At 40.5% G+C, this 24,658-nt stretch carries 26 protein-coding genes; 1 reads left to right on the forward strand and 25 read right to left on the reverse strand.

Annotated elements, in window-relative coordinates; genetic code table 11:
• Nucleotides 1–139: 139 nt before the first annotated feature.
• From P6709_RS02730 to prsW, 21 genes are all read right to left on the reverse strand, one after another.
• Nucleotides 140–916, reverse strand: a complete 777-nt coding sequence (locus tag P6709_RS02730; RefSeq protein ID WP_278239346.1) for a CheR family methyltransferase — start codon at nucleotides 914–916, stop codon at nucleotides 140–142.
• A 148-nt stretch (nucleotides 917–1,064) separates the two neighbouring features.
• Nucleotides 1,065–1,511 (reverse strand): nucleoside-diphosphate kinase, encoded by a 447-nt coding sequence (ndk, locus tag P6709_RS02735; protein ID WP_278239347.1) that lies wholly within the window; start codon nucleotides 1,509–1,511, stop codon nucleotides 1,065–1,067.
• A gap of 92 nt (nucleotides 1,512–1,603) precedes the next feature.
• Nucleotides 1,604–2,566, reverse strand: coding sequence for a heptaprenyl diphosphate synthase component II (gene hepT / locus P6709_RS02740; protein ID WP_278239348.1), 963 nt, complete (start codon nucleotides 2,564–2,566; stop codon nucleotides 1,604–1,606).
• A gap of 33 nt (nucleotides 2,567–2,599) precedes the next feature.
• Entirely contained in the window at nucleotides 2,600–3,301 is a 702-nt protein-coding gene (locus P6709_RS02745) for a demethylmenaquinone methyltransferase (protein ID WP_278239349.1), read from the reverse strand.
• Nucleotides 3,301–4,101: a heptaprenyl diphosphate synthase component 1 gene (locus P6709_RS02750; protein WP_278239350.1), complete on the reverse strand. Its 801-nt coding sequence runs from the start codon at nucleotides 4,099–4,101 to the stop codon at nucleotides 3,301–3,303. Before P6709_RS02750 ends, P6709_RS02745 begins: the two co-directional genes overlap by 1 nt.
• 266 nt (nucleotides 4,102–4,367) lie before the next feature.
• Nucleotides 4,368–4,592: a trp RNA-binding attenuation protein MtrB gene (mtrB, locus tag P6709_RS02755; protein ID WP_278239351.1), complete on the reverse strand. Its 225-nt coding sequence runs from the start codon at nucleotides 4,590–4,592 to the stop codon at nucleotides 4,368–4,370.
• A 30-nt stretch (nucleotides 4,593–4,622) separates the two neighbouring features.
• Nucleotides 4,623–5,240 (reverse strand): GTP cyclohydrolase I FolE, encoded by a 618-nt coding sequence (gene folE / locus P6709_RS02760; protein ID WP_442905286.1) that lies wholly within the window; start codon nucleotides 5,238–5,240, stop codon nucleotides 4,623–4,625.
• Nucleotides 5,241–5,659: 419 nt separating this feature from the next.
• The gene (locus P6709_RS02765; protein WP_278239352.1) at nucleotides 5,660–5,932 is read right to left on the reverse strand and encodes an HU family DNA-binding protein; all 273 of its coding nucleotides are present in this window, start codon (nucleotides 5,930–5,932) and stop codon (nucleotides 5,660–5,662) included.
• A gap of 359 nt (nucleotides 5,933–6,291) precedes the next feature.
• On the reverse strand, nucleotides 6,292–7,770 hold the full coding sequence (gene spoIVA, locus P6709_RS02770; RefSeq protein ID WP_278239353.1) for a stage IV sporulation protein A: 1,479 nt from the start codon (nucleotides 7,768–7,770) through the stop codon (nucleotides 6,292–6,294).
• A 124-nt stretch (nucleotides 7,771–7,894) separates the two neighbouring features.
• Nucleotides 7,895–8,605 (reverse strand): hypothetical protein, encoded by a 711-nt coding sequence (locus P6709_RS02775; protein WP_278239354.1) that lies wholly within the window; start codon nucleotides 8,603–8,605, stop codon nucleotides 7,895–7,897.
• Between the two features lie 24 nt (nucleotides 8,606–8,629).
• Nucleotides 8,630–8,827: a DUF2768 domain-containing protein gene (locus P6709_RS02780; protein ID WP_278239355.1), complete on the reverse strand. Its 198-nt coding sequence runs from the start codon at nucleotides 8,825–8,827 to the stop codon at nucleotides 8,630–8,632.
• A gap of 139 nt (nucleotides 8,828–8,966) precedes the next feature.
• Nucleotides 8,967–10,025: an NAD(P)H-dependent glycerol-3-phosphate dehydrogenase gene (locus P6709_RS02785; RefSeq protein ID WP_278239356.1), complete on the reverse strand. Its 1,059-nt coding sequence runs from the start codon at nucleotides 10,023–10,025 to the stop codon at nucleotides 8,967–8,969.
• A gap of 31 nt (nucleotides 10,026–10,056) precedes the next feature.
• Nucleotides 10,057–11,367, reverse strand: a complete 1,311-nt coding sequence (gene der / locus P6709_RS02790; protein WP_278239357.1) for a ribosome biogenesis GTPase Der — start codon at nucleotides 11,365–11,367, stop codon at nucleotides 10,057–10,059.
• 408 nt (nucleotides 11,368–11,775) lie between these two features.
• Complete coding sequence (fni, locus tag P6709_RS02795; protein WP_278239358.1) at nucleotides 11,776–12,819, reverse strand: type 2 isopentenyl-diphosphate Delta-isomerase; 1,044 nt, start codon at nucleotides 12,817–12,819, stop codon at nucleotides 11,776–11,778.
• Between the two features lie 14 nt (nucleotides 12,820–12,833).
• Nucleotides 12,834–13,985 carry a 30S ribosomal protein S1 gene (gene rpsA / locus P6709_RS02800; protein WP_278239359.1) on the reverse strand — a complete coding sequence of 384 codons (1,152 nt, stop codon included), beginning with the start codon at nucleotides 13,983–13,985 and terminating at the stop codon, nucleotides 12,834–12,836.
• 125 nt (nucleotides 13,986–14,110) lie between these two features.
• Entirely contained in the window at nucleotides 14,111–14,692 is a 582-nt protein-coding gene (locus tag P6709_RS02805; RefSeq protein ID WP_278239360.1) for a lysophospholipid acyltransferase family protein, read from the reverse strand.
• Nucleotides 14,689–15,378 (reverse strand): (d)CMP kinase, encoded by a 690-nt coding sequence (gene cmk / locus P6709_RS02810; RefSeq protein WP_278239361.1) that lies wholly within the window; start codon nucleotides 15,376–15,378, stop codon nucleotides 14,689–14,691. The genes P6709_RS02805 and cmk overlap by 4 nt, the downstream gene beginning before the upstream one ends.
• Before the next feature lie 371 nt (nucleotides 15,379–15,749).
• The gene (locus P6709_RS02815) at nucleotides 15,750–16,397 is read right to left on the reverse strand and encodes a flagellar brake protein (protein ID WP_278239362.1); all 648 of its coding nucleotides are present in this window, start codon (nucleotides 16,395–16,397) and stop codon (nucleotides 15,750–15,752) included.
• Between the two features lie 95 nt (nucleotides 16,398–16,492).
• The gene (ypeB, locus tag P6709_RS02820; RefSeq protein WP_278239363.1) at nucleotides 16,493–17,818 is read right to left on the reverse strand and encodes a germination protein YpeB; all 1,326 of its coding nucleotides are present in this window, start codon (nucleotides 17,816–17,818) and stop codon (nucleotides 16,493–16,495) included.
• An 18-nt stretch (nucleotides 17,819–17,836) separates the two neighbouring features.
• Nucleotides 17,837–18,616 carry a spore cortex-lytic enzyme gene (gene sleB / locus P6709_RS02825; RefSeq protein WP_278239364.1) on the reverse strand — a complete coding sequence of 260 codons (780 nt, stop codon included), beginning with the start codon at nucleotides 18,614–18,616 and terminating at the stop codon, nucleotides 17,837–17,839.
• A 110-nt stretch (nucleotides 18,617–18,726) separates the two neighbouring features.
• On the reverse strand, nucleotides 18,727–19,398 hold the full coding sequence (prsW, locus tag P6709_RS02830) for a glutamic-type intramembrane protease PrsW (RefSeq protein ID WP_278239365.1): 672 nt from the start codon (nucleotides 19,396–19,398) through the stop codon (nucleotides 18,727–18,729).
• Between the two features lie 87 nt (nucleotides 19,399–19,485).
• On the opposite strand from prsW, the gene P6709_RS02835 reads away from it, so the two are divergent.
• The gene (locus P6709_RS02835) at nucleotides 19,486–20,457 is read left to right on the forward strand and encodes an asparaginase (RefSeq protein WP_278239366.1); all 972 of its coding nucleotides are present in this window, start codon (nucleotides 19,486–19,488) and stop codon (nucleotides 20,455–20,457) included.
• Between the two features lie 232 nt (nucleotides 20,458–20,689).
• Here P6709_RS02835 and P6709_RS02840 read toward each other — a convergent pair whose 3' ends face one another.
• From P6709_RS02840 to P6709_RS02855, 4 genes are all read right to left on the reverse strand, one after another.
• On the reverse strand, nucleotides 20,690–21,652 hold the full coding sequence (locus tag P6709_RS02840; protein WP_278239367.1) for a YpdA family putative bacillithiol disulfide reductase: 963 nt from the start codon (nucleotides 21,650–21,652) through the stop codon (nucleotides 20,690–20,692).
• 128 nt (nucleotides 21,653–21,780) lie between these two features.
• Nucleotides 21,781–22,689: a MerR family transcriptional regulator gene (locus P6709_RS02845; protein WP_278239368.1), complete on the reverse strand. Its 909-nt coding sequence runs from the start codon at nucleotides 22,687–22,689 to the stop codon at nucleotides 21,781–21,783.
• Nucleotides 22,690–22,768: 79 nt separating this feature from the next.
• Nucleotides 22,769–23,536 carry a metallophosphoesterase gene (locus P6709_RS02850; RefSeq protein WP_278239791.1) on the reverse strand — a complete coding sequence of 256 codons (768 nt, stop codon included), beginning with the start codon at nucleotides 23,534–23,536 and terminating at the stop codon, nucleotides 22,769–22,771.
• A 481-nt stretch (nucleotides 23,537–24,017) separates the two neighbouring features.
• On the reverse strand, nucleotides 24,018–24,650 hold the full coding sequence (locus tag P6709_RS02855; protein WP_278239369.1) for a CBS domain-containing protein: 633 nt from the start codon (nucleotides 24,648–24,650) through the stop codon (nucleotides 24,018–24,020).
• Nucleotides 24,651–24,658: the final 8 nt, after the last annotated feature.

Genomic DNA, 24,658 nt, shown 5'->3' on the forward strand with positions numbered 1-24,658 from the left:
GGCTGAATAAGCAGCAGAAAATCAAGAATCTATAAATTGAAAGACAGGCCGTAAGTTCTGCCTGTCCGGAATATAAAGTGCTGTGGATGACGCAGCGTCTGTCTTACTACCTTCGGTTTTAGGTTTCAAGATCTTTTAGTTAAATTGTTTTCCTGTAAAAAAACGTATCCGCTGAAACTAAACCATATTTGGAAGCGTTGAAGATCTGCTCTGTACTGCCTACAAATAATATGCCATTTTTTCCAAGCGCCCCGCTAAATTTATGATACAGCAAATCTTTCGCATCCTCTGTAAAATAGATCATAACATTTCTGCAGACAATTAAGTCAAATTGAGATTCAAACCGGTCTTTGAGTAAATTCTGCTGTTTAAACGTTACACAGCTTTTAATATCATCAGAAATTTTGTAATAAGCACCCTGATGGATAAAATGCCTGCGTTTCATATTCTTGGGAATTTCCGCTAGTGATCGTTCTGAATAAAGCCCAATCTGGGCCTTTTCAATTGCGGACGCATCGAGATCAGTAGCGATGATGGTAAATGAGGAGGCTGGAAGAAGGTTCAGCATCATCATGGCCAGTGAATATGGTTCTTCACCTGTTGAGCAGGCGGCACTCCATATTTTAATCTTATGTTTTTCTTTTAGTAAATCCGGCAGTATTTTTTGCTCCAGTACTTCCCATCTCTTTACATTTCGATAAAACTCAGAAACATTAATGGTTATTCTGTCTAAAAATTCTTTGAGCAGGTTTTCATTTTGGTGGAGCGAGCTGTAAAATTCCGTAAACGATGTATAGCCTTTTTTTTCATAAAGAGAAGTGAGTCTTCTTTTCATTTGCGCTTCTTTATAGAGAGATAAATTTATACCCGTTTTTCTATCTACTGCCTCAATAAAGTCATAATAATCTTTTGACATATGTAAACTCCCATCTTTATTTACTGCAGCTCATAATTAAATTATAGAAACACACCGGCACTATGGCAATCCTTTTATAAAAATGGGATTTGTCTTCATGACTGCCAGCTGAATTAGCTAAAATAAAAAAGCACCCTGACAGGCGCTTTTAGTAAATCCATTGTTCGATTGGTTTTTCATAGGAAACTTCCGTAGAGGTCCCAAAAAATAAATCAATTTCCCGTTCTGCACTCTCAAGGGAATCAGAACCGTGAATGATATTTTTACCTACAGTCAAGCCCAAATCTCCTCGAATGGTACCTGGTGCAGCCTCACTTGGCTTAGTGGAGCCCATCATATGCCGAGCAGTTTTAACAACCTCTTCGCCTTCCCAAATCATTGCAAAAACAGGTCCGGAAGTAATAAAATCCACAAGCTCTCCAAAAAACGGACGCTCTGAATGCTCTCCGTAATGCTCTTTGGCAAGATCTTCAGAAATAACCATTAGCTTTGCTGCTGATAGTTTAAACCCCTTTTTTTCAAAGCGATTTACAATTTCTCCGATTAACCCTCTTTGTACTCCGTCCGGCTTAACCATTAAAAACGTTTTCTCCACGTTCCATTCCCCCAATTATGTATGGTGAGTCATAAGTGACCCTCTAAAAGAGTACCATTACACATCTTTTTTGGCAACGTTTTCATTCCAATTTAATACTTTCTTTTTCCTATAAACAGAGCAATATCCCTTAATGATTTTTTTGCTTTGGACGGAGGCAGTGCATCTAATTCTTTCAGTGCCTTTTTAAGGTAGAGCTGACTGAGATGAGCAGATTTTTGAATCGCATCTGTAGACAGAATCTCATCAATTAAATGAGTCATTTCTTCTTTCTGAGTGTTTTCCTGCACGCTCATAATCTTTGGAGCCACTTGTTTGTTGTCAAGTGCATACAGGACCGGCAGGGTGATGTTTCCCTGCATTAAGTCGCCGCCAGCCGGTTTACCCAATTCTTCTTCTGATGAGGTGAAATCTAGAATATCATCTGTTATCTGATACGCCATCCCCACATAGTACCCAAAGCGATACAGACGGGTATGAACTTCTTCAGGCACCTTTCCTGCAACTGCTCCTAATTGACAGCTGACTGCAATTAATAAAGCTGTTTTTCTTTTGATTCTTCTTAAGTAGTCGCGTAAATTCTGATCAAATCGATATTTATCTTCTATTTGGGCAATTTCTCCAATGCAAAGCTCTACAATTGCATGGGAGAGGATCCGATGGGCAACAGGCTCTTCTATAATGGTCATGTAATCCAATGCCCGGGCAAACATATAATCACCCGTGTACATGGCTACCTGATTATCCCACTGAGCTTTAATGGTGGTTCTTCCTCTTCTTAGTTCAGCGTCATCAATGACATCGTCATGAACTAATGACGCCATATGTATAAGTTCAAGTGCTACTGCCACATTTTTAATTACGTGTATATCATATTCACCCGTTTTAGCTGACAGCAGGACAAATACAGGCCGGATCCGCTTTCCTCCAGCCTGAAGAAGATGCAGGGATGCATCCTTTAGCAGGGCTGTATCGGATTCAATCGCTAAATTTAATTCTTTTTCTATTTCATCAATATCCGTCTTCAAGAACGAATACAGCATTTTGAGTTTCATACAATTTCACCCTAGCTGTCTTTTTTTCACGGCTTATGCTTTTTTGTATCCTATATGCATGGCTGCCGCTCCACCACTAAACCCTTTGTATTCGATCGATCCAAAGCCTGCTTCCTGGAACAATTGAGCAAGCTCCTGCATTCCCGGGAAATCTTTGGCGGATTCCTGAAGCCATGAGTATTCCTGAAAGCTTTTAGCGAAAATTTTTCCAAACAGCGGCATAATGAATCTGAAGTACAAATAGTATCCCTGTTTAAAAACCGGCATTGTCGGCTGTGAGGTTTCTAAGCACACAGCCATTCCACCTGGCTTCAGTACACGGTTCATTTCTTTGAGCACCTGAAGATAATCGGGTACATTTCTAAGTCCAAACCCGATCGTTACGTAATCAAATGAATGATCTTCGTATGGAAGTTCCATTGCGTTTCCATGCACTAAAGTAATTTGCGGATAAGGCTGTACCTTTTCGTGACCAACCTTAAGCATATTTTTACTGAAATCCAGACCCGTAACTTTGCCTTCAATTCCCGTTTCTTCAGCTAATGAAATGGTCCAGTCAGCGGTTCCACAGCATACATCCAATGCTGTTGAGCCCTTTTGGACATTCATTTTTTTCATTGTATAATTCCGCCATTTCACATGCTGCTGAAAGGAGATGACAGAATTCATTTTATCGTATTGACCATGTATTTTTTCAAAAACATTGTGAACTCTCTGTTCTTTCGAAGGCTGCATTAATACCCTTCCTCTACGTAAATTTTTGACTGCACTGCCGATTCAAAAAAAGGGATAAACACACTTCCCTTTAGTGAATCGAAAGGGATACCCAGCTCATTTATTTTTGAAGCGATCAGGTTTTTCTTCTGAGTTAAAAGGTGATCGTGCGTATCGAAGTCTTTTTTTGGATACACAGGAGGAACAGTGGATGAAAATTTAGCTAACTGATGAAACAAAATAGAATGCTCACCAGATAAGAATTGATCTTTTTCCCGTGTGAGCCTGTTTAATACAAGCAAGTCTTCAGCAAGGGTAATGTATTTTTCAAATCCTCTGTGCGCAAAAACCTGAGTAATAATGGCACTTTCTATTTTCGTTAAGCTGATTAGAATATCTTCAATTTTATTAATTTTTTTAGATGTAATATCAATTTTATGCTCATTGATTTCCTGAATGGCATGAGCAATCCTTCTGATAAGAGGGATATCGGGAATCTGAGCCAGAATACGATAATACAATCCGCTGTAAAAGTCGCCGGCAAGTACGGTAAGCTGGCGCTGTTTTAATGAATCGGACTCATTGATCGAAACTTTTTCATGAGTGTCAAGCGCCGTTTGAATCAGCATGGCAGTAGACACATAGGATTTATCCAGCTCAGAGTACGAACCCGTTAGTTGGAAAGGTAGAAGGAGCAGCGACAGTCTTTTTTCGTCTATCTCGGGAGCTCCTATAGCATTATGGAGGTACGAATGATGAAGTTGTTTATTGATATACTGAAGGGTTTCTTCCATCCAGCGGCTGTTTATTTGTGTGTTCATCTCTTTCTCCCCGCTTCCATTCTGCCTGCTTGTACTGCTTTCAATTATTTAGATTCAAGATATGTATGTAAGCATTTGTTCTATATTTTTTTCTAAACAAGAACGATTTAGGCGATATTTTTATTATATCACAACCATTCTCACGGGTGCTAATGCCCAAGCTGCTTGAACAATTAAAATAAAGGAGCATTTTCTCCTTAATAACAGGAAAAGTCAGCCAGAGAATGTTCTCTGTGCCGACCTGATTTCTCATAAAAGATTCGCAGTTATTTTTTTGTCTCACTGAGCACTTCACCATGTGAGGTCAGGATAGAAGCTTTGCCCCTGATTTTGACGGCAGAAGTATGTTCCGTAAATTGGGCGATCATTACTTCTCCTTGATCAAGTTTTTCTGAATGATGAAACTTCGTATCAGTACCTCTTGTCAGGCCAATGACATTCACACCATCCTCGAGTGCTTTTATTGTTATAAAATCTTTTTCAGATGACATAGTTAATCTCTCCTTATCCTTTAAACAGGATTAAGTATTTTTCATGAGAGCCAGTACCTCGTTGCGTCTGATTGCATCGTCTTCAAAAACGCCTCTGGCAGCTGTAGTAATGGTCATAGCTCCCGGCTTTTTAACTCCACGCATGGTCATGCACATATGCTCTGCCTCTACAATCACCATTGCTCCGTGCGGAGAGAGCATTTCCATGATTGAGTCAGCTACTGTTGAGGTTATGCGCTCCTGTAGCTGTGGTTTACGCGCGGTCGTTTCAACTGCACGGGCTAATTTACTTAAACCTGTTACTCTTCCTTCTTTGGGAAGATAAGCAACGTGTGCCTTTCCGAAAAAAGGAATGAGATGATGCTCACACATTGAATAAAATGGGATATCCTTAACAAAAACGAGTTCTTCATGATCTTCATTAAAAACAGTTTTAAAGTACTCTCTTGGATCTTTATGGAGACCTTCAAATAATTCTTCATACATTTTTGCTACTCTTTTAGGTGTATCAATCAAGCCTTCTCTATTTGGGTCTTCACCAACCGCTTCAAGAAGCATTCGAATCGCTGCTTCTATTTGAGGCCGATTCACTCTATTTTTGTTTTCCTTAACTGTCATAACTGAATAATCTTTGTTATTTTGATCCATCTTCAGATCCTCCTACTTATGATGCACATGATGCTGAACACTCTTCATATTAGCATAACCGGGATAAAATGCGCAAAGTGAAGCTCTTAATTTCCCATTCTCTTCAGACCGGCGTTTAACCTGTAGTGCAGCCATCAAATGAAATCCCCTCAGCAGAAAGAATCTTGTTTATGCCTTTCTGCTAAATTTTCCTGGAGCAAAACTGCGTCCCATACTTTAAACGTCTTTATACGGTGCACTTCGCTTTGAATTAGGGGCTTTCAGCAGGAGGGCCCTTTTGGCTCTGAACTTGTTTCTGCAGGAGCCGCGCTTTATCGCGCGCTCACCTTATTCCGAATGCATATAGTTTCTCAATTTTCTCTTTCTACTAAAAAAGCCGCACATAATGTGCGGCTTCATCTTACGCGAAAGGTATGTACTTATTTTACAGCATCCTTAAGCGCTTTACCTGGTTTGAATGCAGGAACTTTACTTGCTGCAATCTCGATTTCTTGACCAGTTTGAGGGTTGCGTCCTTTACGAGCAGCACGCTCACGTACTTCAAAGTTACCAAAGCCGATTAATTGTACTTTGTCTCCCTTTGAAAGAGCGTCTTGAACTGAATCGAATACAGCATCTACAGCTTTTGTTGCATCTTTCTTAGAAAGTTCAGCTGATTCTGCTACTGCGTTGATAAGTTCTGTCTTGTTCACACCAATCACCTCCTCCCAATGGAAATCGTACATGGGCAAGTTTTATTGCATTTATTAACATTTTTCAACTAATACATACGTAATTCTATAAAAGAATCCCGGTAAAGCCCATAGAATCAATGTTTTAAGATCAATTCTGTTAAAAGATTATCATATAAAAAAAACATAAGCAAGAATAAATGAATATTTAATGGGAATCTCTTCATGGCGGGAGGAATTCTGTGTAAAAACGCGCAAAGACAGCCTTTTTAGGGGCTGTCTTCAGGTTTAGGATGATTATAAATCAAATTTAGCAAACTGATACACTTTATTATAGGTTAAGTAAAGTCTCCAATAATACAAACACAGGTTAAATCTGGCTATAGAATTATTGCAATCATACCGCCAGAGCCTTCGTTTATGACTCTTTCAAGCGTTTCTTTCAGCTTGTAACGCGCATTTTCCGGCATGATCGCAAGCTTAGACTGAATACCTTCCCGAACAATAGAGCTTAAGCTTCTGCCGAATATATCCGAGCTCCAAATGGACAGAGGATCATCTTCAAAATCCTGCATTAAATAGTGTACAAGCTCCTCACTTTGTTTTTCGGTACCAATTATCGGAGAGAACTCAGATTCCACATCTACTTTAATCATGTGGATAGAAGGAGCAACTGCTTTCAGCCTTACCCCAAATCTGGCTCCCTGACGAATGATTTCCGGCTCATCAAGGCTCATATCTGAAAGTACAGGTGCAGCGATGCCGTACCCGGTCTGCCTTACCATTTTTAGCGCATCGGCAAATTGATCATATTCTTTTTTAGCATGTGAATAATCCTGAATTAATTCTAAAAAATGATCTTTTGTTGAAACCTTTTCACCGATCATTTCATGCAGTATGTCTTCAAATAAATGATCTGCAGCACGAAGATCTATACTGGCAACTCCCTGCCCCATATTCATTCCGGCTAAATTCGCCTCCTGAACATGTTCAAATTCCTCAAACTGCCTGACAACCCGGTCTACATCCCTTAAACGTTTAATATCATGTATGACCTCTGTCACAGCTTCCTGAAAATGTTCACGAAGCCAGTGCCTTTCATCCAGAACCATGACCCAGCTTGGCAGATTCACATTCACCTCAAGCACAGGGAATTCATATAATGCTTCTCTTAAGATCATCAATACATCAGATTCTCTCATACTTTCCACACTGAGTGCGATAACAGGTATATCATATTTTACCTGAAGCTCTTTGCGCAGATGGTCCGTTTCTGACTGGTGCGGCCGAGCGCTGTTCAGTACCATGATAAAAGGTTTTCCTACTTCTTTTAATTCAGCAACAATTCTCTCCTCTGCTTCCACATAGCTTTCTCTTGGGATTTCACCTATAGTGCCATCCGTTGTCATCAGCACCCCAATGGTTGAATGGTCCTGTATAACCTTTCTGGTTCCAACCTCAGCTGCTTCGTGAAAAGGAATAGGTTCCTCATACCAGGGTGTGTGTACCATGCGAGGGCCGTACTCATCCTCATGGCCCTTCGCACCCGGAATCGTATAGCCTACACAATCGACGAGCCTGATATTTACTTCAAGACCGTCGACAACCTGTATGCGCACTGCCTGGTTTGGAACAAACTTTGGTTCAGTTGTCATAATGGTTCTGCCTGCTGCACTTTGAGGCAATTCATCCTGAGCCCTGTTTCTTTCCGCCTCATTTGTCATATGAGGGATTACAGCCAATTCCATCATTTTCTTTATAAATGTAGATTTACCAGTACGCACAGCTCCAACTACACCTATATAGATATCTCCGCCAGTACGTTCAGCTATATGTTCGAACACATTTTGTTTCTCCATTAAAGCGCCCCCTCTTTTCGAACGTTCTTCGCATAATTAGTGTATTTAGGACATGCATATTTAAGAACAAAAAAGAGCTGATTTTCATTCGGATTTTTCATTCGAATGAAAATCAGCTCTTTTTTTAAGAAGAGGAATACGTTATTTCGTTTTCTTCGTTAACCTCATATTCAGGAGAATAGGCCGGCACAAATGAGGATTCTTCATGAAGAATTTCTCTCACATCGGCAAATTCCATTGTATCAAGCTGAAGCTCGTTTTCCTGAACAACCTGATAAAGATCGGTCAGATAATCCACATAGATCGTTCCGTCTCCATCCGCAATGATGGGAAGCTCCTTATTGGTAAATGGACTTAGAACCATAGGATCCTCTTTGTATCCGAGTTTTTCAAAATTTATGGAATAATATTTCCCGCCAAGCGAAGCTTCAAATGGGATTCCGCGATTGGCTTGAATTTTGATTTGAAGGGATCTGATTTCTTCAGCAATACGCAAATCAAAAATATGAACAGTAGGATCTTCCTCCACATCTAAAAGAAGATATTGAAAGACACCTCCATTTTCATATGCATTGCCCGGCAGCTGATCCATATATCTTGGTTTGATCTTGGAAAAATCAATTAAATACTTTTGATAAATCGGTGTATCTTCTTCCAATGTTTTTATAGGCAGCAATCCGCCAGAATCTTCTTGAAACCTATCCACAGCTTCTTGCACATTCTGAATCTGATCTTCATATGGAATTTCATTCTCAGACTTTTGCTGAGAAGGATACATACATCCCTGAAGCAAAAAGACAAGAAAAATGGATGCTGTTAGTACACCCTTTTTCATGAAGCACTCTCCTTCTTAATGGCTCTATAAAGTAGGACCGCTGAAAACAACAAAAATCATAATCAATCCAGCCAGAATCATCAGAACATATGCAATAAGAGCCGTAAAAAATTTTAAAAACTTATTGGATAGTTTATACCGGCTGAAATAGATGGTGATAATTGAAAAAAACATAAAGCCCATGGATCCAAAAGAAATCCACATTTTAGTCAAGGCAGACATTCATTTCACTCCTTCAGCTGTGCTACACAGCTATAAAACAGTCATTTGATCAGAATTATAGCATAGATAAAACAGTAAACTGCCTGAGAAGGGCAATTTTTCTTAAAACGTTCATAATCTTCAAAAGAAAAACTGAGAGTCATTTCCCCTCAGTTTCCTGCTGTTCGCCCAATATATCAACTAAGTCTTCCATTTCATGCGTTTTCATTCTGGACATGAGCTGATCCACTGCTTCTTTAGGCTCTACATTATTAAATAACACGCGATGCAATGCCTGGGTAATCGGCATTGAAACTTCATGCTTATGCGCCAATTGGTAGGCTGCTTTAGTCGTTCGGACGCCTTCTACAACCATCCCCATTTCATCCAGCACTTCATCAAGTTTTTTGCCTCTTCCGAGCATATTTCCTGCCCGCCAGTTTCTCGAGTGAACACTTGTACACGTAACAATTAAATCCCCAATCCCCGTGAGTCCTGAGAAAGTTAACGGATTGGCCCCAAGAGTAGTTCCTAATCTTGCTATTTCCGCAAGCCCTCTAGTTATCAGAGCTGCCTTTGCATTATCTCCATATCCAAGTCCATCTGTTATCCCTGCTGCCAGCGCGATAATATTCTTAAGCGCTCCTCCAATTTCAACACCGACGACGTCTGAATTTGTATACACTCTAAAGTGCTGATTCATAAATAAATCCTGAACATACTGAGCAGCATCTAAATTATGTGAAGAAGAAGTCACGGTTGTCGGGTGTCTTTTCACCACTTCTTCAGCATGACTCGGTCCTGATAAAACCACGAGATCTTTCATGGTTTCAGAAGATAACAGTTCATCGAGGATCTGAGAGATGCGCAGGTGTGTATCCGGTTCAATTCCTTTACTAACGTGAACGATTGTCTTAGGACCCTGATTCACTTCTTCTACTTTATGAGCAACTTCTCGAATCGCTTTGGTTGGTACAGCAAAAATAATACAGTCTGTTCCCTTAATGGCCGCAGACAGATCTGAATAAGCGGTAATGGCATCTGGAAGAATCGTATCCGGAAGATACCGGTCATTCTTTCTTGTCTGGTTGATCAAATCTGACTGAGACGGATTATGCGTCCACAGCCTTACTTCATGAGCATTGTCTCCCAGAACAAGGGCTAAAGCTGTTCCCCAGCTTCCCGCACCTAGTACTGCAACTCGCCTTGATTTCACCATAATTGGGCTCCTCCCTTATTTAAAAGCAACGTTACTTTCTCGCTCTGGCGATTAAACGGATTGGTGTTCCTTCAAACCCAAAGGCTTCCCGAATACGGTTTTCCAAGAATCGTTCATAAGAAAAATGCATCAATTCAGGCTCATTTACAAAGACCACAAATGTAGGCGGTTTTACTGCTACCTGAGTCGCATAGAAGATTTTCAGACGTTTACCATGGTCCGTTGGTGTCGGGTTCATTGCAACGGCATCCATCACGACTTCATTTAATACACTTGACTGCACACGCATCGCATGATTTTCACTTGCCATGTTTATGACTGGAAGAAGTGTATGGATCCGTTTTTTAGTTATAGCAGAAAGAAAAACAACCGGTGCGTAATCTAAAAATTGAAAATGATCCCGTATCTTTTTTTCAAATCGATCCATTGTTTTTTCATCTTTTTCTATTGCATCCCATTTGTTTACTACAATAATGACAGCACGTCCCGCATCATGTGCATAGCCTGCAATTTTTTTATCCTGCTCAATAATGCCTTCTTCAGCATCGAGGACCACCAGTACAACATCTGAACGCTCTATTGCTCTAAGAGCTCTCAGTACGCTGTATTTTTCAGTTGTTTCATATACCTTACCCTTTTTCCGCATACCGGCTGTGTCAATAATGACATATTCCTGTCCATCGTATTTATAAGGGGAATCAATTGCATCTCTTGTCGTTCCTGCTATGTTGGATACAATGACTCGGTCTTCACCCAGTAAGGAATTCACAAGTGAAGATTTACCAACATTTGGTCTTCCAATAAGGGAGAACTTAATAACTTCCTCGCCATATTGTGTTTCTTCCTGAGGATTAAAGCTGGCAGCCACAGCATCAAGCATGTCGCCCAATCCCAGACCATGAGAACCGGATATAGGATATGGCTCCCCAAAGCCAAGGGAATAAAAGTCATAAATCTGACCTTTCATATCAGGGTTATCCACTTTATTTACCGCTAGAACAACGGGTTTGCTTGAACGGTACAGAATTTTTGCCACCTGCTCATCAGCCGACGTAACTCCTTCTCGCCCATTTGTCATAAATATAATTACATCAGCTTCATCGATCGCAATTTCCGCCTGTTGACGGATTTGTTCAAGAAATGGTTCATCTCCAATTTCAATTCCGCCTGTGTCAATAATATTAAAATCATGCGTCAACCATTCTGCCGAGCTATAAATTCGATCCCTTGTAATCCCGGGGATATCTTCTACAATAGAAATTCTTTCTCCTACAATCCTGTTAAAAATAGTGGACTTCCCAACATTCGGACGACCTACTATTGCAACGACTGGCTTTGCCATGACGTTCACCCTTTCTTATATCCAACTTATCTATAGTATATCAAACCGTTCGTTTCCACATAACACTACCGTAAAAAGACAGCAAGTTGGTTCTGCCTTTTCTAAAATGACTCGCATAATTGTACCAATAAATCAACATAAAGACAATCCGATTTCATGAATGCCTGCCTGATTAGATTGAAAGCCATTTAAAAAGAGCCTGGGACAAGGTTGTCTCAGGCTCGATGACCGGTTCACTGTGCTTCACGCAGACGTTTTGTACAGAAGCGGGATTGAGCCATTACAGGATCCCCCCTGCAGAGGGTCAAGCCCTAACTTGCAGGAGCTGCCGCTTTCCTTTCCGTCCACTTCATACAAATGATATATTCTGCCTCATTTTAACCTTTTTTGCACCAAGTTTATATTATACTATCTCCTGGCAAATCTTTCAGGCTGCAGTTCCCGCAAGTGAAGCCAATGATAGGACTGACCGCTTATTATAAGAGGCAGCTTTCGTAAATCTTCCACGTTTTTTGCACCCAGTGCTGTCATAAGAATTTTCTGCTCCATTTTCATGGCATTAATTTCTTCAATTAATCCTTCAGTTCCATTCTCAGTCAAAATCTTTAAAAATGTTCCTGCCATACCTGCAGCACTAGCTCCGAGGCTTAAAGATTTAATAACATCAATGCTCTGACTTATTCCGCCTGAAGCAATGACAGATGAAAATGTTTCTCCTGCTTCCACTATGGATGGAACTGTCGGGATGCCCCAATCGTTAAAAAACGTCAACTGTCGGTTTTGGCGGTGATTTTCAATTTTTGAAAAGTTTGTGCCCCCATAACCGCCTACATCAATTACAGAAACACCCGCTTCTTTTAATTTGCGGGCTGTTTCTTTGCTCATGCCAAATCCCGTTTCCTTCACAATCACCGGCACATTAATCCCACTCACAATCGCTTCAATGCGCTTTAATGCTCCTGTGAAAGATCTGTCCCCTTCAGGCATTGCTAGCTCCTGTACAACGTTTAAATGGATTTGCAGAGCATTGGCTTCAATCATATCCACTGCGTACTTGGCCTGTTCAAGTGTCGCCTCGCTTCCAAGATTTCCTGCAATCATTCCGTTGGGATTAACTTTTCTTGTGATCGTATACGTATCTCTCTCACCAGGCTCTTTAACTGCTGCCATTTGAGAACCAACTGACAGCATTAATCCAGTCTCCCGCGCAGCAATAGCAAAACGTTCATTCAGGGTTTTCGTCTGCTCTCCGCCACCACCAGTCATGGCATTAATAAAAAAAGGCGAACTCAAAGTAAGCTCGCCCATCTTGGTTTGAAGTGAGATATCATCTACAGCACTATCGGGAAGACTTTGATGCACAAATTTAACATCTTCAAAGCCTGATCCCTTAAAAACAGCTGTAGACAGCGCATAATTAATATGGTCTATTTTTCTATCTGCTCTGCTCAAAACTCTCACCTTTATTATGAATTATTTTTTAAATTTTTTAATTTATCCCCGATCATTTCACCGAGCTGAAATCCTTTAGATTCCTCCGGCAGATCAAAAGATTGTTCTTTCTTATATTCATTTTTATTTTCTTCTAGTTCTTTAATGGAAAGAGAAAGACGCTGATCGCTCACATTAACATCCAGGACTTTCACTTTAACATCCTGACCTTCATCTAGAACTTCATGCGGGGTCCCGATATGCTGATGAGATATTTGTGAAATATGGACAAGGCCCTCCACTCCTGGAAAAACCTCTACAAAGGCACCGTACGATACGAGCCGGCGTACTCTGCCTTCAAGTGTTGAACCTTTTGGAGCTTTTTCTTCTATATCCGACCAGGGTCCTGGCAGCGTTTCTTTAATTGACAGTGAAATTCTCTCATTGTCACGGTCTACAGAAAGAACTTTCACCTGAACCTCCTGGCCTTCCTCCACTACATCAGAAGGCTTTTCTACGTGCTGATGGGAAAGCTGGGAAATATGAACCAGTCCATCTACTCCGCCAATATCAACGAATGCTCCAAAATCAGTGATCCGCTGAACCGTGCCGTCTAAAACATCACCTGACTTAATATTTTCAAGCAAAGCTTTTTTCTTTTCGGCTTTTTCACCCTCCACGACTGCACGGTGAGAAAGGATCAGTCTATTTTTTTCTTCATCGAGTTCAACAATTTTAAATGCCAGGCTTCTGCCTCTGTAATCCTCAAAATCCTCAACATAAAAATCTTCAACTAAAGACGCGGGAACAAACCCTCTTACGCCAAGGTCAACCACAAGCCCGCCTTTGACAACATCTTTGACTTCTGCATCAAAAACTTCTTCAGCCTCATAGCGGCGCTTCATTTCATCCCAGGCTTTTTCGGCTTCTACCTTTCTTTTCGAAAGAACAAGCAGTTCATCTTCTACTTTAGTGACGACCAGATCAAGGTCGTCTCCTTCTTTCACTACATCGGAAGCCTTTTCCACATGGAGGCTCGACAGTTCACTGATCGGGATAATCCCATCCACTTTACTGTCCTTGACATCAACAAGAACCTGTTTTTCCTCCACTTTCGTTACGGTACCGGTCACACGGTCTCCCACCTCGAGAGAGTTTACTTCGATATGATTCATGTCTTCTGCCATATGTACTCCTCCTTAATCCATGACTACTGAAATAGTATTTAATGTGAATGTTATCACATTATAATTAAAATTCAGAATATACTACTAACTTCTAATAAACTGATCAGTTTGTCAAGCGGGAACTTTTAGCGATGATCATTTATGAGCTGCTGAATATGGCTCATAATTACTTCAGTTGCTTCTTCTGCTGAAGCTCTTCGACTTCTTAAATCTTCCATCGGAACCGGCTTGCCATAGACGACTTTTAATCTTCGAAACCTCTTATAGGGGCCGATAATTGCACATGGCACCACTGCCGCCTGGGAGCGTAGAGCAAAAAATCCTGCGCCTGCGAGTCCTTTTTTTAATTCCCCGTCTATACTACGTGTACCCTCTGGGAACAGTCCTATAACATTATTTTCTTTTAAAATTGATAAACCTTTTCGTAATGCCTCCCGATCACTCATACCGCGCTTCACCGGGAACGCTCTTAAATTGGGCAGGAGCCTTTTTAATACGGGCATTCGAAACAATTCTTCCTTTGCCATAAAAGAAACAGGTCTTGGTGCCGTAACACCCACAACAGGAGGATCAAGAAGCTTGATGTGGTTGGCACACAACAGCACCCCACCTTCTTTGGGGAAATTTTCTCTTCCAATTACTTTAAAACGGTAAATGGGTGTTAAAACCGTTTTCACCAATGATCTTGCAAAATGATATAAATTCATACTAAACCTCCGCGTGTATTAACCAGATGCATAATTGTTTCCACTACCTCGTCAATTTTCATGGAAGTAGTATCGAGTTCAACTGCATCTTGTGCTTTTCGCAACGGCGATTCTGCTCTGGTTGAATCCAGATGATCCCGTTCTGCTATTTCTTTTTGCAACCCTTCCAGACTTGATTTGATCCCATGATTTTTATGATCCTCAAACCTCCTGCGGGCACGTTCCTCAACTGATGCAACCATAAAAACTTTTACTTCTGCGTCGGGAATAACATGTGTTCCGATATCTCTGCCATCCATTACGATTCCGCCGTCTTCAACAAGCTTTTGCTGCCTTCTAACCATTTCTGCGCGAACAGATTTATGCTTTGCTGTCATTGATACTTGGCTGGTAACTTCGTTTGAGCGGATTTTTTCCGTAACTTCCTGTCCATCAAGAAACACTCTTTGTCCAGTTTCGCCGGGAATGAGTTCTATATGTGTATTCAATAGCAGTTTAGTTAATTCCTCCTCATTCTCCACATCTATGTTCTGCTGAATTGCTTTGTAAGTCAGCGTTCTGTACATCGCACCGGTATCTATATAAATAAAGCCGAGTTTTTCTGCCAACCTTTTAGCGATGGTGCTTTTCCCTGCTGCCGCAGGACCGTCGAGCGCAATCCTAATGTTGTTTCTTTTCTCTTTCACCAAACATTCTCCTTCATTTCCTTATTCAAAAATATTGTACCATAATTCGTGTCGAAAATGAGTTTTGACCTTATTCTACCTTATTCTTGTACCAGCAATGATCAGCTATTTAATTTAATTTATAATACTGAAAAAGAGCCTGAGACAAGGTGTCTCACGCTCTTTGACCGTTTCGCTGCGCTTTTGGGATGATGCTTGCCGCAGGTACGCTGCCTGAGTCTCCCAGGGCATTGACCCGCAAAGGCTACGGTATCCATTTCTCCTGATAGGCGATGCCGCCTCTCGCTCTCTTCATACTATTGATAAGTTTCACCTGATTTTTACACAAAGGAGTTTTTCCCAACCCCTCACTGTTTAACTTTAGAGGAAATTCACATCACATGATCCTTTTGTTTCATTGAAAGCTGACGCTCGAATGTATAGCGCATAATCTGCTGCTGCTGCATGGCAGTTGCATCAATAAAATTAACAGAAGCAATCTGAGCTCCATGTCTGTCCTTCGTCCTGATAAATTTACCTCTTACTTTTACATATTGATTTTCTCCACTCTTCATCGGCAGCACAAGAAAAAGATCCATCTCTTCATCTTTCTCAAAAACCGCTCTTTGCCGGAGAATAAATGAAAGCCCGCCTGCACTTAAATCCACGCTGATAAAATGATAATACTGATCATTCTTTTTTACTGCCAGGTCGACAGCTGCTTCAACACGAACGTATTGCCTGCGCTGAATTTTAAAAACAGCCTCAGCTTCCGGAAAAACCAATGAGATCATCGGAATTTCTCCTTTTACTCTCCCTTTTACCTCGGTCTCAAAGGTAAACGTATCACGGTTGTCAAAAGTAAAAGTGACTTTCAGACGAGTGCCGTTAACCAGAAAAGTTGTTTTATCAGTAACTGCATTCACAGGATAATCGATATATATAAATGTGTCAGACATTTCAACAACCTTGCTTCTATATTCGTCGTTGTTCCGGTTGTTTAAAGGCTCAAGCGTCAATGGCATTCCAATAGTCAGCATCCCTAAGCACTTCCAATCGTATTCTTTCATTTCTGATTTCTATTATGCCACGATTTGAAAGCAGTTCCAATATTTTATTTTGTTGAATAATGAATTTACAGTTTTTCGACTTTTTCTTCCTGGCCCGTTTCTCCATTAATAAAAATTCGATATGTGTCTTCTCCAAGAGTTCCGATAAATTCTCTGCAGAGGACTTCCTCACCCATTTCGTTTCTGATAATCGCAAGCCTTGATTCCTGTACAGTGAACTTTGAATGGAGGAGTTCGATTGCTTCTTCTTCAGAGATGCTTGGTTCTACAACATCACGTTCCTCCCCATTTTGAAGATAATCCATACCTAAAAATCCGATAATGTCCCCATTATCCAAAGCCACTTTAATGTGAATGGAATCTGAGATTACATACACTTGTTCCGGCTCAATCAGGCGGATGAAAGTCAGCATGGCTATCCCATTATCCTGACGGCTGTTTTCGAGAACTACGTCCTCAAACCCTTGTTCTTTTAAAAATTTTGCTGCTTTTTCTCCTGCATCATATAAACTTAAGGTTTCTTTTCCTACCTTGCGATTATTCAGATAGTATAAAGGATATCCGCCTTTAACTGTCACGTCCATATTCGACTGATTTCCGTTCTCCGTTTCCCAGGATACAGAGTAAAATGGATAGTCAGCCCCATCTAAACTTTTTGAGACTTGCATATCCTGATCTTTTTTGACTGAAGTGAAATCTTTTACTTTTTTAACAGCTTCTTCTTCTGTCAGGTCCTCACCTTTAATATGTGTCAGTTGTTTTTTTCTGATCTCTGCAGTTTCCTGCTCTGTCATCACAAACGTTTCAATCGCGTAACCCTTTACTGACTTATCCACTTTTTTGAACCCATCAATCACTGAATTATTTTTTATTTCGTCTCCTGAAGCAAGCAGGCTCTCGAGCTCCAGCCATTCCAGGTTATCCGCAAGTACTTTTTCCTGTATTCCTCTCAACTCATTTTGCAGTTGTTCAGACTGGCTGTATAATGTTTCAAGTTTTTCATATTCTTCATCGGTCATAGGAGAAGAATTCAGATCTCTGACAGCCGTTTGATAACTGAAATTTCCGATGCTCGTAAGGAAACCCTCCATTTCATTAAAAGGAAGCAATCCTAGTGGAAGCTGGCCGATATCTGCATGTATTAAAGAGGTTAATCTCCATACTTCTGTAAGCGCAGGTGTCAAATTCTTTCCCGCGTTCATTGCCAGTGCAGAACCAATCTGGTCATGCAGCAAATCCATCTGATAATTTATCTCATGAAATGCTCTCTGGTACTCATTTTCCATATGGCTTCTTAACACGTCTTTCTCCTGCTTTTGATACGCTCCCCATGTGACAGCAGAGAAGATACCGATGAAGATCAGTGAAAAGAGTAATGTTTTTTTCATCATTGGAACTCACTCCCCATGTTATAGGCAGAAAATATGCTCACCTATTTTTTTTATTTGCGGTCTTGTCCAGATCCAGCCGCTTGTAGCTGTATCAGGATTAAAATAATAGAGCGCATTCTCAGATGGATCCCATCCATTAATGGCATCTATAACAGCTTCTTTAGCCTGCTCATTCGGTTCAAGCCATATTTGTCCATCTGCTACTGCCGTGAATGCGAGTGGTTCAAAAATTACCCCGGATACCGTATTCGGAAATTCCTCGTCTTCAATCCGGTTTAAGATAACAGCTGCTACCGCCACCTGGCCTATATAAGGCTCACCTCTGGCTTCTCCGTATACAGCATTTGCCATGAGCTGAATATCATTTTCAGAGTATCCGGATGGATATTTTGGAGCTTTTTTTGGTGCTGATTCTTCCTTTTTCACCTGCTGATCAAGAGGAACACCGCCGTAGTATGTAAAGCGATTTCCTTTTTCAATATTTGAACGAACAAAGTTTTCATCGTAGTCTGTGTTATTTACAAGTTTCGTTCGAGTGGTTTCTCCTGCAAGCCCGTCAATATCCAGCCCATAGTCCTGCTGAAAGTTTCTCAAGGCCCAATAAGTGCCCCAGCCGAAATCACCATCAATCTGCCCTTCATAGTAGCCTATATATTGAAGTCTTGCCTGAAGTTCAATGACATCATCTCCAAAAGCCCCCCGCTGTATCGTTTGCCCGCTGAACGCGCTGCTCTCAGCACTTTGGAAAATACCCTGAAAAAATAACAAACACACGATTAACAATCCACACCTTCTCATACACTGCCTCCGTTCTAAAAGAGTAATTGATCGAAGTTAGTTTTAGCGATTCATTTGTCTGCTATACATAAAACAAAAAGCCGGCTCCTTTTTTATCAAAAGAGCCAGCTTTATATTTTAAACTGTTTATGGTGAAGATGAGTTAAGATGTGTGCTTTTTTTACTTTCCAAAGACCCAGCCACCATAAAAAAAGCATGAAAGGGATAATGAAATAGATCCAGTTGTGGAAACTTAATAAAATAAAATCATAAAAACTATGTAAGGCTACTGGAATGACGATTGATAAACACAATATTTTTTTCCTTGCAGGGGGTGAAGAAAATTTAGCTTTACCAATATAAAACCCCATAACTACACCAAATAATGCATGACTCGATACAGGGAGCAGCGCTCTGCCAAACGCTGTTTCAAGTCCATTTACAGCAAGAAAAAGGACATTTTCAAGCGTTGCAAAGCCTAAAGAAACTGCTGCTCCGTAGACGATGCCATCATATGGCTCATCAAATTCAATAAGATGAAAAATAAAAAAATATAAAATAAACCATTTAAAAAATTCTTCTAATAAACCATAAGATATAACGGATTTGAGCAAAGCCGACGAAAAAATCTGCTCAGTTTCAATAACATACTGAACAAACATAATCGGAAATGTGATAGATATACCCAAAATAAAGGCCCGGAACACAGTTCGTATAGGCTCTGTGTCATATTGGTCTTTTAAATAAAAGTAACTTAAAAGAGCCAGACCGGGTGCAATCGCGGCTGAGATAATGGCAAACATAAAAGTGCCTCTTTTCAATCTGTTTTACTCATCGTATCATGTAGAAGACGTGTTTTACATAGTGAAAAGGGCTTGGAGGGACAGGAAATGGCAAAAAAACTTATTTTACTCATACACACAGGCGGAACCATTTCTATGGCGCAGGATCAGACGGGAGCTGTTATACCAGGGAAAGAAAATCCAATAGCAGAACAATCTGCACAAGTTAGTGACTACGCAAATCTGATTGTGGAGTCGCCTTTTACACTTCCTTCTCCACATATCACACCGGAGCACATGCTTCAGATCAAGAAGCTTATTGAAAAATACTACCTTGATTCAGGGATTGAGGGAGTGGTTATCACACATGGCACAGATACACTTGAAGAAACTGCTTATTTCCTCGATTTGACATTGCGTCTTTCCATCCCTGTAGTTTTAACAGGTGCAATGAGATCTTCAAATGAAATCGGATCCGACGGCCTTTACAATTTGATCAGTTCTATCCGTACAGCCTGTTGTGATGAGGCATACGGAAAAGGTGTCCTGGTCGTGTTAAATGATGAAATCCATACGGCTGTAAATGTAACGAAAACACATGCCAGCAACGTATCCACCTTTCAAAGTCCTCAATATGGTCCTATAGGGATCGTAACAAAAGGAGGTGTCGTTTTTCACCACACTCCAAAACTTGATCTTAAATATTCTTTACAGGAGCCATCAAAAAAAGTAGTCATCATTAAAGCATATGCAGGAATGGATTCACGGCTGTTTACAAGTTTGTCGGATTTGGGATTTGACGGGGTAGTAATAGAAGCACTGGGACAAGGGAATTTACCACCTGGCACGGTAGAAGGAATCCAGAGTTTGATCAAGAAAAACATCCCTATCGTGCTCGTTTCCAGATGTTTTAACGGCATTGCTCAGGATGTATACGGATATGAAGGCGGCGGCAGACACTTAAAGGAAATGGGCGTCATTTTTTCAAATGGTTTAAACGGTCAAAAAGCACGAATTAAATTAATGATTGGATTAGCACATTCCAGTGATCATCAGTTTATCTCCAATATGTTTAAATAAAGAAGAGCTTGGGACAAAATGTCTCAAGCTCTTTGACCGGTTCGCTGCGCTTCATGTGGATACTTTCTGCAGGGACAGCACCGAGCTTTTTAGGGCGTCGCCCTATAATGTCTCAGCTTGCCGTCAAATCCTGATTGGGCCGCCGCCTTCTGCTGCGTTCACCTCTTATTATTTATAAATACTGCCTCGTTTTTTTAAAACAATTTTTAGTTTTAACCCCGGCCTCTTAATATTATTTCTTTGCGGTGACCGCATCCGCTATTTGTTCTCCATGAAAACGGCCATTTTCAATAAAAATTTCATTTGCATTATTTCCAGCAGCAATTACACCGGCAATATAAATGCCCTCGACGTTTGTTTCCATCGTTTCCGGGTGATAAATGGGCCTGCCGGAGCATTCATCTATCCGTACGCCTATGTTTTTCAAAAAGGCATGATCCGGGTGATATCCGATCATTGCAAAAACAAAGTCATTCTTAACAGAGAACAGTTCTCCATTTTTCGAGTATTCAATCGATTTTTCATTGATCCTGGTGACCGATGCATCAAAATGCATGTCCACAGATTGATTTTTGATCAACCCTTCGAACTGCGGCAATATCCACGGTTTTATGCTGGGAGAGTAGTCACTCCCTCTATAAAATACCGAAACTCTCGCTCCCGCTTTTTCAAGTTCGATGGCAGCATCAACAGCCGAATTTTTTCCCCCGATAATAGCTACGTCCATATCGAAGTAAGGATGCGCCTCTTTAAAATAGTGGTGAACTTTAGACAGTTTTGCTCCAGGCACCTTAAGCTCATTCGGGTGATCATAATAACCGGTTGCAATCACAATATGTTCAGCCGTGTAGGACTGCTTTGCAGTAGTTACGAGGAATTTCCCGTCCGTTTTTTCAATCGACTTTACTTCTTCAAAACGGTTAACCGGAAGATCCATTTGCTTCACTACTTCTCTGTAATATACGAGAGCCTGGTTTCTTTTTGGTTTATGATCCTCAATTATAAAAGGCACTTCGCCGATTGCGAGTTTTTCACTGGATGAAAAAAACGTTTGATGTGTCGGGTAATGATAAATGGTATTCACAATATTACCCTTTTCAATGATAAGCGCATCAATGCCCTTTTTATGCAATGCAATTGAAGCGGCCAGGCCGCACGGGCCTCCCCCAACAATAATGACTTCCCTATGCTCCATTATGCGTCACTCCTGCCCATGGTACGATCTTATAGAAAAAACCCCATATCTTTATTTATGATAGGGGATTTTGAAAAGCATTTCAATGATCTTGATTTAAATGAATGAATGGAAGAATGAATCCATGGCTACAAGTGAATTTTTGTAGAAAGCCAGTTGTCCCATTCTTCTTTTGACCTGCCAACGAGGTGGTTTTCGTATGTCAGCTGGTCTTTTTGAGACAGAAAATCAACAGCATGGCCTCCAATACCCACAAATAATTCCGGTCGATTAGCAGAAAGTCTGTTGATTAATTCAAACGCAGCCTCAAGGTTTTCCTGAAGTGTACATGAAAGAAACAGAAATTTAGGATTTACTGTATCAAGAACAACCTCAATATCGCCTTTTTTTATGCTTGCACCAAGATAAATGACTTCAAACCCTTTTCTTCGGACATACAAGGTAAAGATTAATAACCCCAGTTCATGCCATTCTCCCGGTGCGCACACGGCTACAACCTTTGGCAGAAGCTCATTGTGCGGAAATGAGTGCATCAGAATTCCAATTCTGGAGCGGAGAATGGAAGTGGCAAAATGCTCATGAGCCGTAGTGATCTGTCCAGTCTCCCACTGCTCTCCAATTCTGATAAGAACAGTGCCTAAAATGTCAATAAGTACTTTATCTATTGTATAAAGTGAAAAAGCCTGATTTATTAAATCATGAGCCTTATTTTCTTCAAAATTTAACAGGGCTGCAACCAAATCATCCTGGAAATTTATGATTCTGTCTTTAGGACCTTCCAATGTTTCCTTAGGCTGTTTAACATCCTGTTTTTCAAGCAGTGTAACTGCCTGGCTGATGGTGAACCCTGAGTTGATTTTTTGAACCAGCCACTTTAACTTTTTCACGTGTTCATCTGTATAAAGTCTGTGACCGGAATCATTTCGCACAGGCTCGATGATTTTATATCTTCTTTCCCACGCACGCATTGTGCCTGGCTGTATACCGACCATTGTGGAGACAGCTTTAATATTGTACTTGCCTTCTTCATTATTCATTACATTTGCCCTCCTGCGGCTATGATCGTTCTTCCAAATTATATCTCTCAATTAATTTTGTGTAAACTTTGTATAGGTTTTATACAACGCTTCCGTTTTTTGGGGCTAGAGATATATGATGAGTTTCAGATTTAGCACCCAGCCGCAAAGGAATAAATGTCGTTCCAAAGCCATTACTAATCAGCTGATAGGTTGAATTTACTTTCTTCAGGGAGCCGTTTTCATATGGACCTGCTCCAAATAGGCGTATTTGTCCTCCGTGGGTATGACCGCTTAAAACTAAATCAATTCTTTTATTCACATGGGCCAGCTTATCGATAACCACTGGTTCATGACTTACTAAAACAATCGGATCTGATGTATGAACCATTTGGAGTGTTTTCTGTACATCGTCTTTTTGATAACTGATATCACCAACACCCGCAATCCATAGGCCATGATCGTTTTCAATTTGCAGCTTAATTGCTTTATTTTCAAGGATTGTAACATTATTTGCACGCAATAACTGATTCAGCTTTTTCAAATCAACCTCTTCATCATTATTTCCGTAAACAAAATAAACCGGTCCGAGCTTTGATAGTAGTTGAATATTTTTCTCCACTCTTGAAAAAGGAACGCCTTTCTCAATTAAATCTCCGCCTATGATGACTGCGTCGGCTGATGGTATTGTCTTGATCCAATTAAGGTCAAGGATTCTCCGATGAATATCGGAAATAAAAAAAAATGAAAATTCTCTTTCTGACTTGTAGTGATCTAATTCAATTTTTGTATAGTTAACATTATTTTCAAATGCTCTTTTCACCATCCAGCCAGCCATTAGCAGGAAGGACAAAAGGGTCACTGCCATATATTTCACTAATAAATTCCTCCATTCTAAAAAAGCCTGCATCTCGTTAAGATGAGGAGGCCTGGATAACAGCTGCTAACATTTTGTCTTGGTGATCAACTTTCTAAAGCTAAACATAATAGGAGCTTGAGACAAAAGTGTCTCAAGCTCTACGACCGGTTCACTGCGCTTCAGGCGGACGCGTTCCGCAGGGACGGCGCTGAGCCCTCCTCAGGCTTTGCTTTTCGGGGTCTCAAGCAACCGTCATGTCCTGCTGGAGCGCCACCTTCCGCTCCGCTCACCTATCACTATTAATAAATATATCTTCTTTTTTAAAATTTTTTGAGTTTTGTCCCAGCCTCTCAGATCGTTTCGCTGCGCTTAAAGGGATACGCTTTCCTCCAAAGACAGGGAATTAAGACTTTTTAGTGGCTTACACGATCAAAATACCAAGCTTCCGTGATCTATAAAAACATGCATTTACAAGTCAAATTCACGTTCCTTAGTCTTCTTTAATATCTAAAATTCTGAAGCCGGATTTCTCTAATTTTTTAAGAAAACGATCTATATTATCCTTTTTTTCGATTTTTAATACAATTCTTCTCACCAGCTTATCCGTTTCATCAAACGTTACAAGAGAAATGACGGATTCGTGGAATTGCTGGATAATATCTGCCAGACGTGAGATTCTTCCCTCTGTTTCAACGGAAGTAAACGCAATCCTGATCCCTTTTCTATGCATTCCAAAAGCACTCTGAAACTGGTTGAAAACATCATATCGCGTGACAATGCCTTTAAAGTCACCTGCTTCGTCTACCACAGATAATAAAGGAAAGTCATTTAATTCAAATAGAGTGGTCTCAAAGATTTCGTCCCCTTTTAAATATGTATCCTGATGCGTTGCCACATCCAGTGCAGTAAAAGAAGTGTTAAATTCCTGCCGGGATCTTCCGGATTCAAAAAAAGCTTTATAAATATGATACCTAGTGGCTATTCCCTCGTATTGAGATCCATTTAAAACCGGAACCCCGTCAATCCCGTGCTCTTCTAGAAGTGTGATTACTTTTTCAATTGTGTCAGCTGATTGAACTGTAAAGCATTTACTTTCAGGTACCATTGCACTTTTAACAAACATTGACTTCA

The organism is Jeotgalibacillus sp. ET6 (assembly GCF_029667115.1).
In the GTDB taxonomy this organism is placed as follows: Bacteria; Bacillota; Bacilli; order Bacillales; family Jeotgalibacillaceae; genus Jeotgalibacillus.

Excerpts from the sequence above, each read along its gene's own strand:
- P6709_RS02730 (WP_278239346.1), bottom strand. The coding sequence starts at position 916 with ATGTCAAAAGATTATTATGACTTTATTGAGGCAGTAGATAGAAAAACG.
- hepT (WP_278239348.1), bottom strand. The coding sequence starts at position 2,566 with ATGAAACTCAAAATGCTGTATTCGTTCTTGAAGACGGATATTGATGAA.
- P6709_RS02745 (WP_278239349.1), bottom strand. The coding sequence starts at position 3,301 with ATGCAGCCTTCGAAAGAACAGAGAGTTCACAATGTTTTTGAAAAAATA.
- P6709_RS02750 (WP_278239350.1), bottom strand. The coding sequence starts at position 4,101 with ATGAACACACAAATAAACAGCCGCTGGATGGAAGAAACCCTTCAGTAT.
- mtrB (WP_278239351.1), bottom strand. The coding sequence starts at position 4,592 with ATGTCATCTGAAAAAGATTTTATAACAATAAAAGCACTCGAGGATGGT.
- folE (WP_442905286.1), bottom strand. The coding sequence starts at position 5,240 with ATGGATCAAAATAACAAAGATTATTCAGTTATGACAGTTAAGGAAAAC.
- spoIVA (WP_278239353.1), bottom strand. The coding sequence starts at position 7,770 with ATGGAGAAACAAAATGTGTTCGAACATATAGCTGAACGTACTGGCGGA.
- P6709_RS02775 (WP_278239354.1), bottom strand. The coding sequence starts at position 8,605 with ATGAAAAAGGGTGTACTAACAGCATCCATTTTTCTTGTCTTTTTGCTT.
- P6709_RS02780 (WP_278239355.1), bottom strand. The coding sequence starts at position 8,827 with ATGTCTGCCTTGACTAAAATGTGGATTTCTTTTGGATCCATGGGCTTT.
- P6709_RS02785 (WP_278239356.1), bottom strand. The coding sequence starts at position 10,025 with ATGGTGAAATCAAGGCGAGTTGCAGTACTAGGTGCGGGAAGCTGGGGA.
- der (WP_278239357.1), bottom strand. The coding sequence starts at position 11,367 with ATGGCAAAGCCAGTCGTTGCAATAGTAGGTCGTCCGAATGTTGGGAAG.
- rpsA (WP_278239359.1), bottom strand. The coding sequence starts at position 13,985 with ATGGCAGAAGACATGAATCATATCGAAGTAAACTCTCTCGAGGTGGGA.
- P6709_RS02805 (WP_278239360.1), bottom strand. The coding sequence starts at position 14,692 with ATGAATTTATATCATTTTGCAAGATCATTGGTGAAAACGGTTTTAACA.
- P6709_RS02815 (WP_278239362.1), bottom strand. The coding sequence starts at position 16,397 with ATGCTGACTATTGGAATGCCATTGACGCTTGAGCCTTTAAACAACCGG.
- ypeB (WP_278239363.1), bottom strand. The coding sequence starts at position 17,818 with ATGATGAAAAAAACATTACTCTTTTCACTGATCTTCATCGGTATCTTC.
- sleB (WP_278239364.1), bottom strand. The coding sequence starts at position 18,616 with ATGAGAAGGTGTGGATTGTTAATCGTGTGTTTGTTATTTTTTCAGGGT.
- prsW (WP_278239365.1), bottom strand. The coding sequence starts at position 19,398 with ATGTTTGCCATTATCTCAGCCGCGATTGCACCCGGTCTGGCTCTTTTA.
- P6709_RS02835 (WP_278239366.1), top strand. The coding sequence starts at position 19,486 with ATGGCAAAAAAACTTATTTTACTCATACACACAGGCGGAACCATTTCT.
- P6709_RS02840 (WP_278239367.1), bottom strand. The coding sequence starts at position 21,652 with ATGGAGCATAGGGAAGTCATTATTGTTGGGGGAGGCCCGTGCGGCCTG.
- P6709_RS02845 (WP_278239368.1), bottom strand. The coding sequence starts at position 22,689 with ATGAATAATGAAGAAGGCAAGTACAATATTAAAGCTGTCTCCACAATG.
- P6709_RS02850 (WP_278239791.1), bottom strand. The coding sequence starts at position 23,536 with ATGGCAGTGACCCTTTTGTCCTTCCTGCTAATGGCTGGCTGGATGGTG.
- P6709_RS02855 (WP_278239369.1), bottom strand. The coding sequence starts at position 24,650 with ATGTTTGTTAAAAGTGCAATGGTACCTGAAAGTAAATGCTTTACAGTT.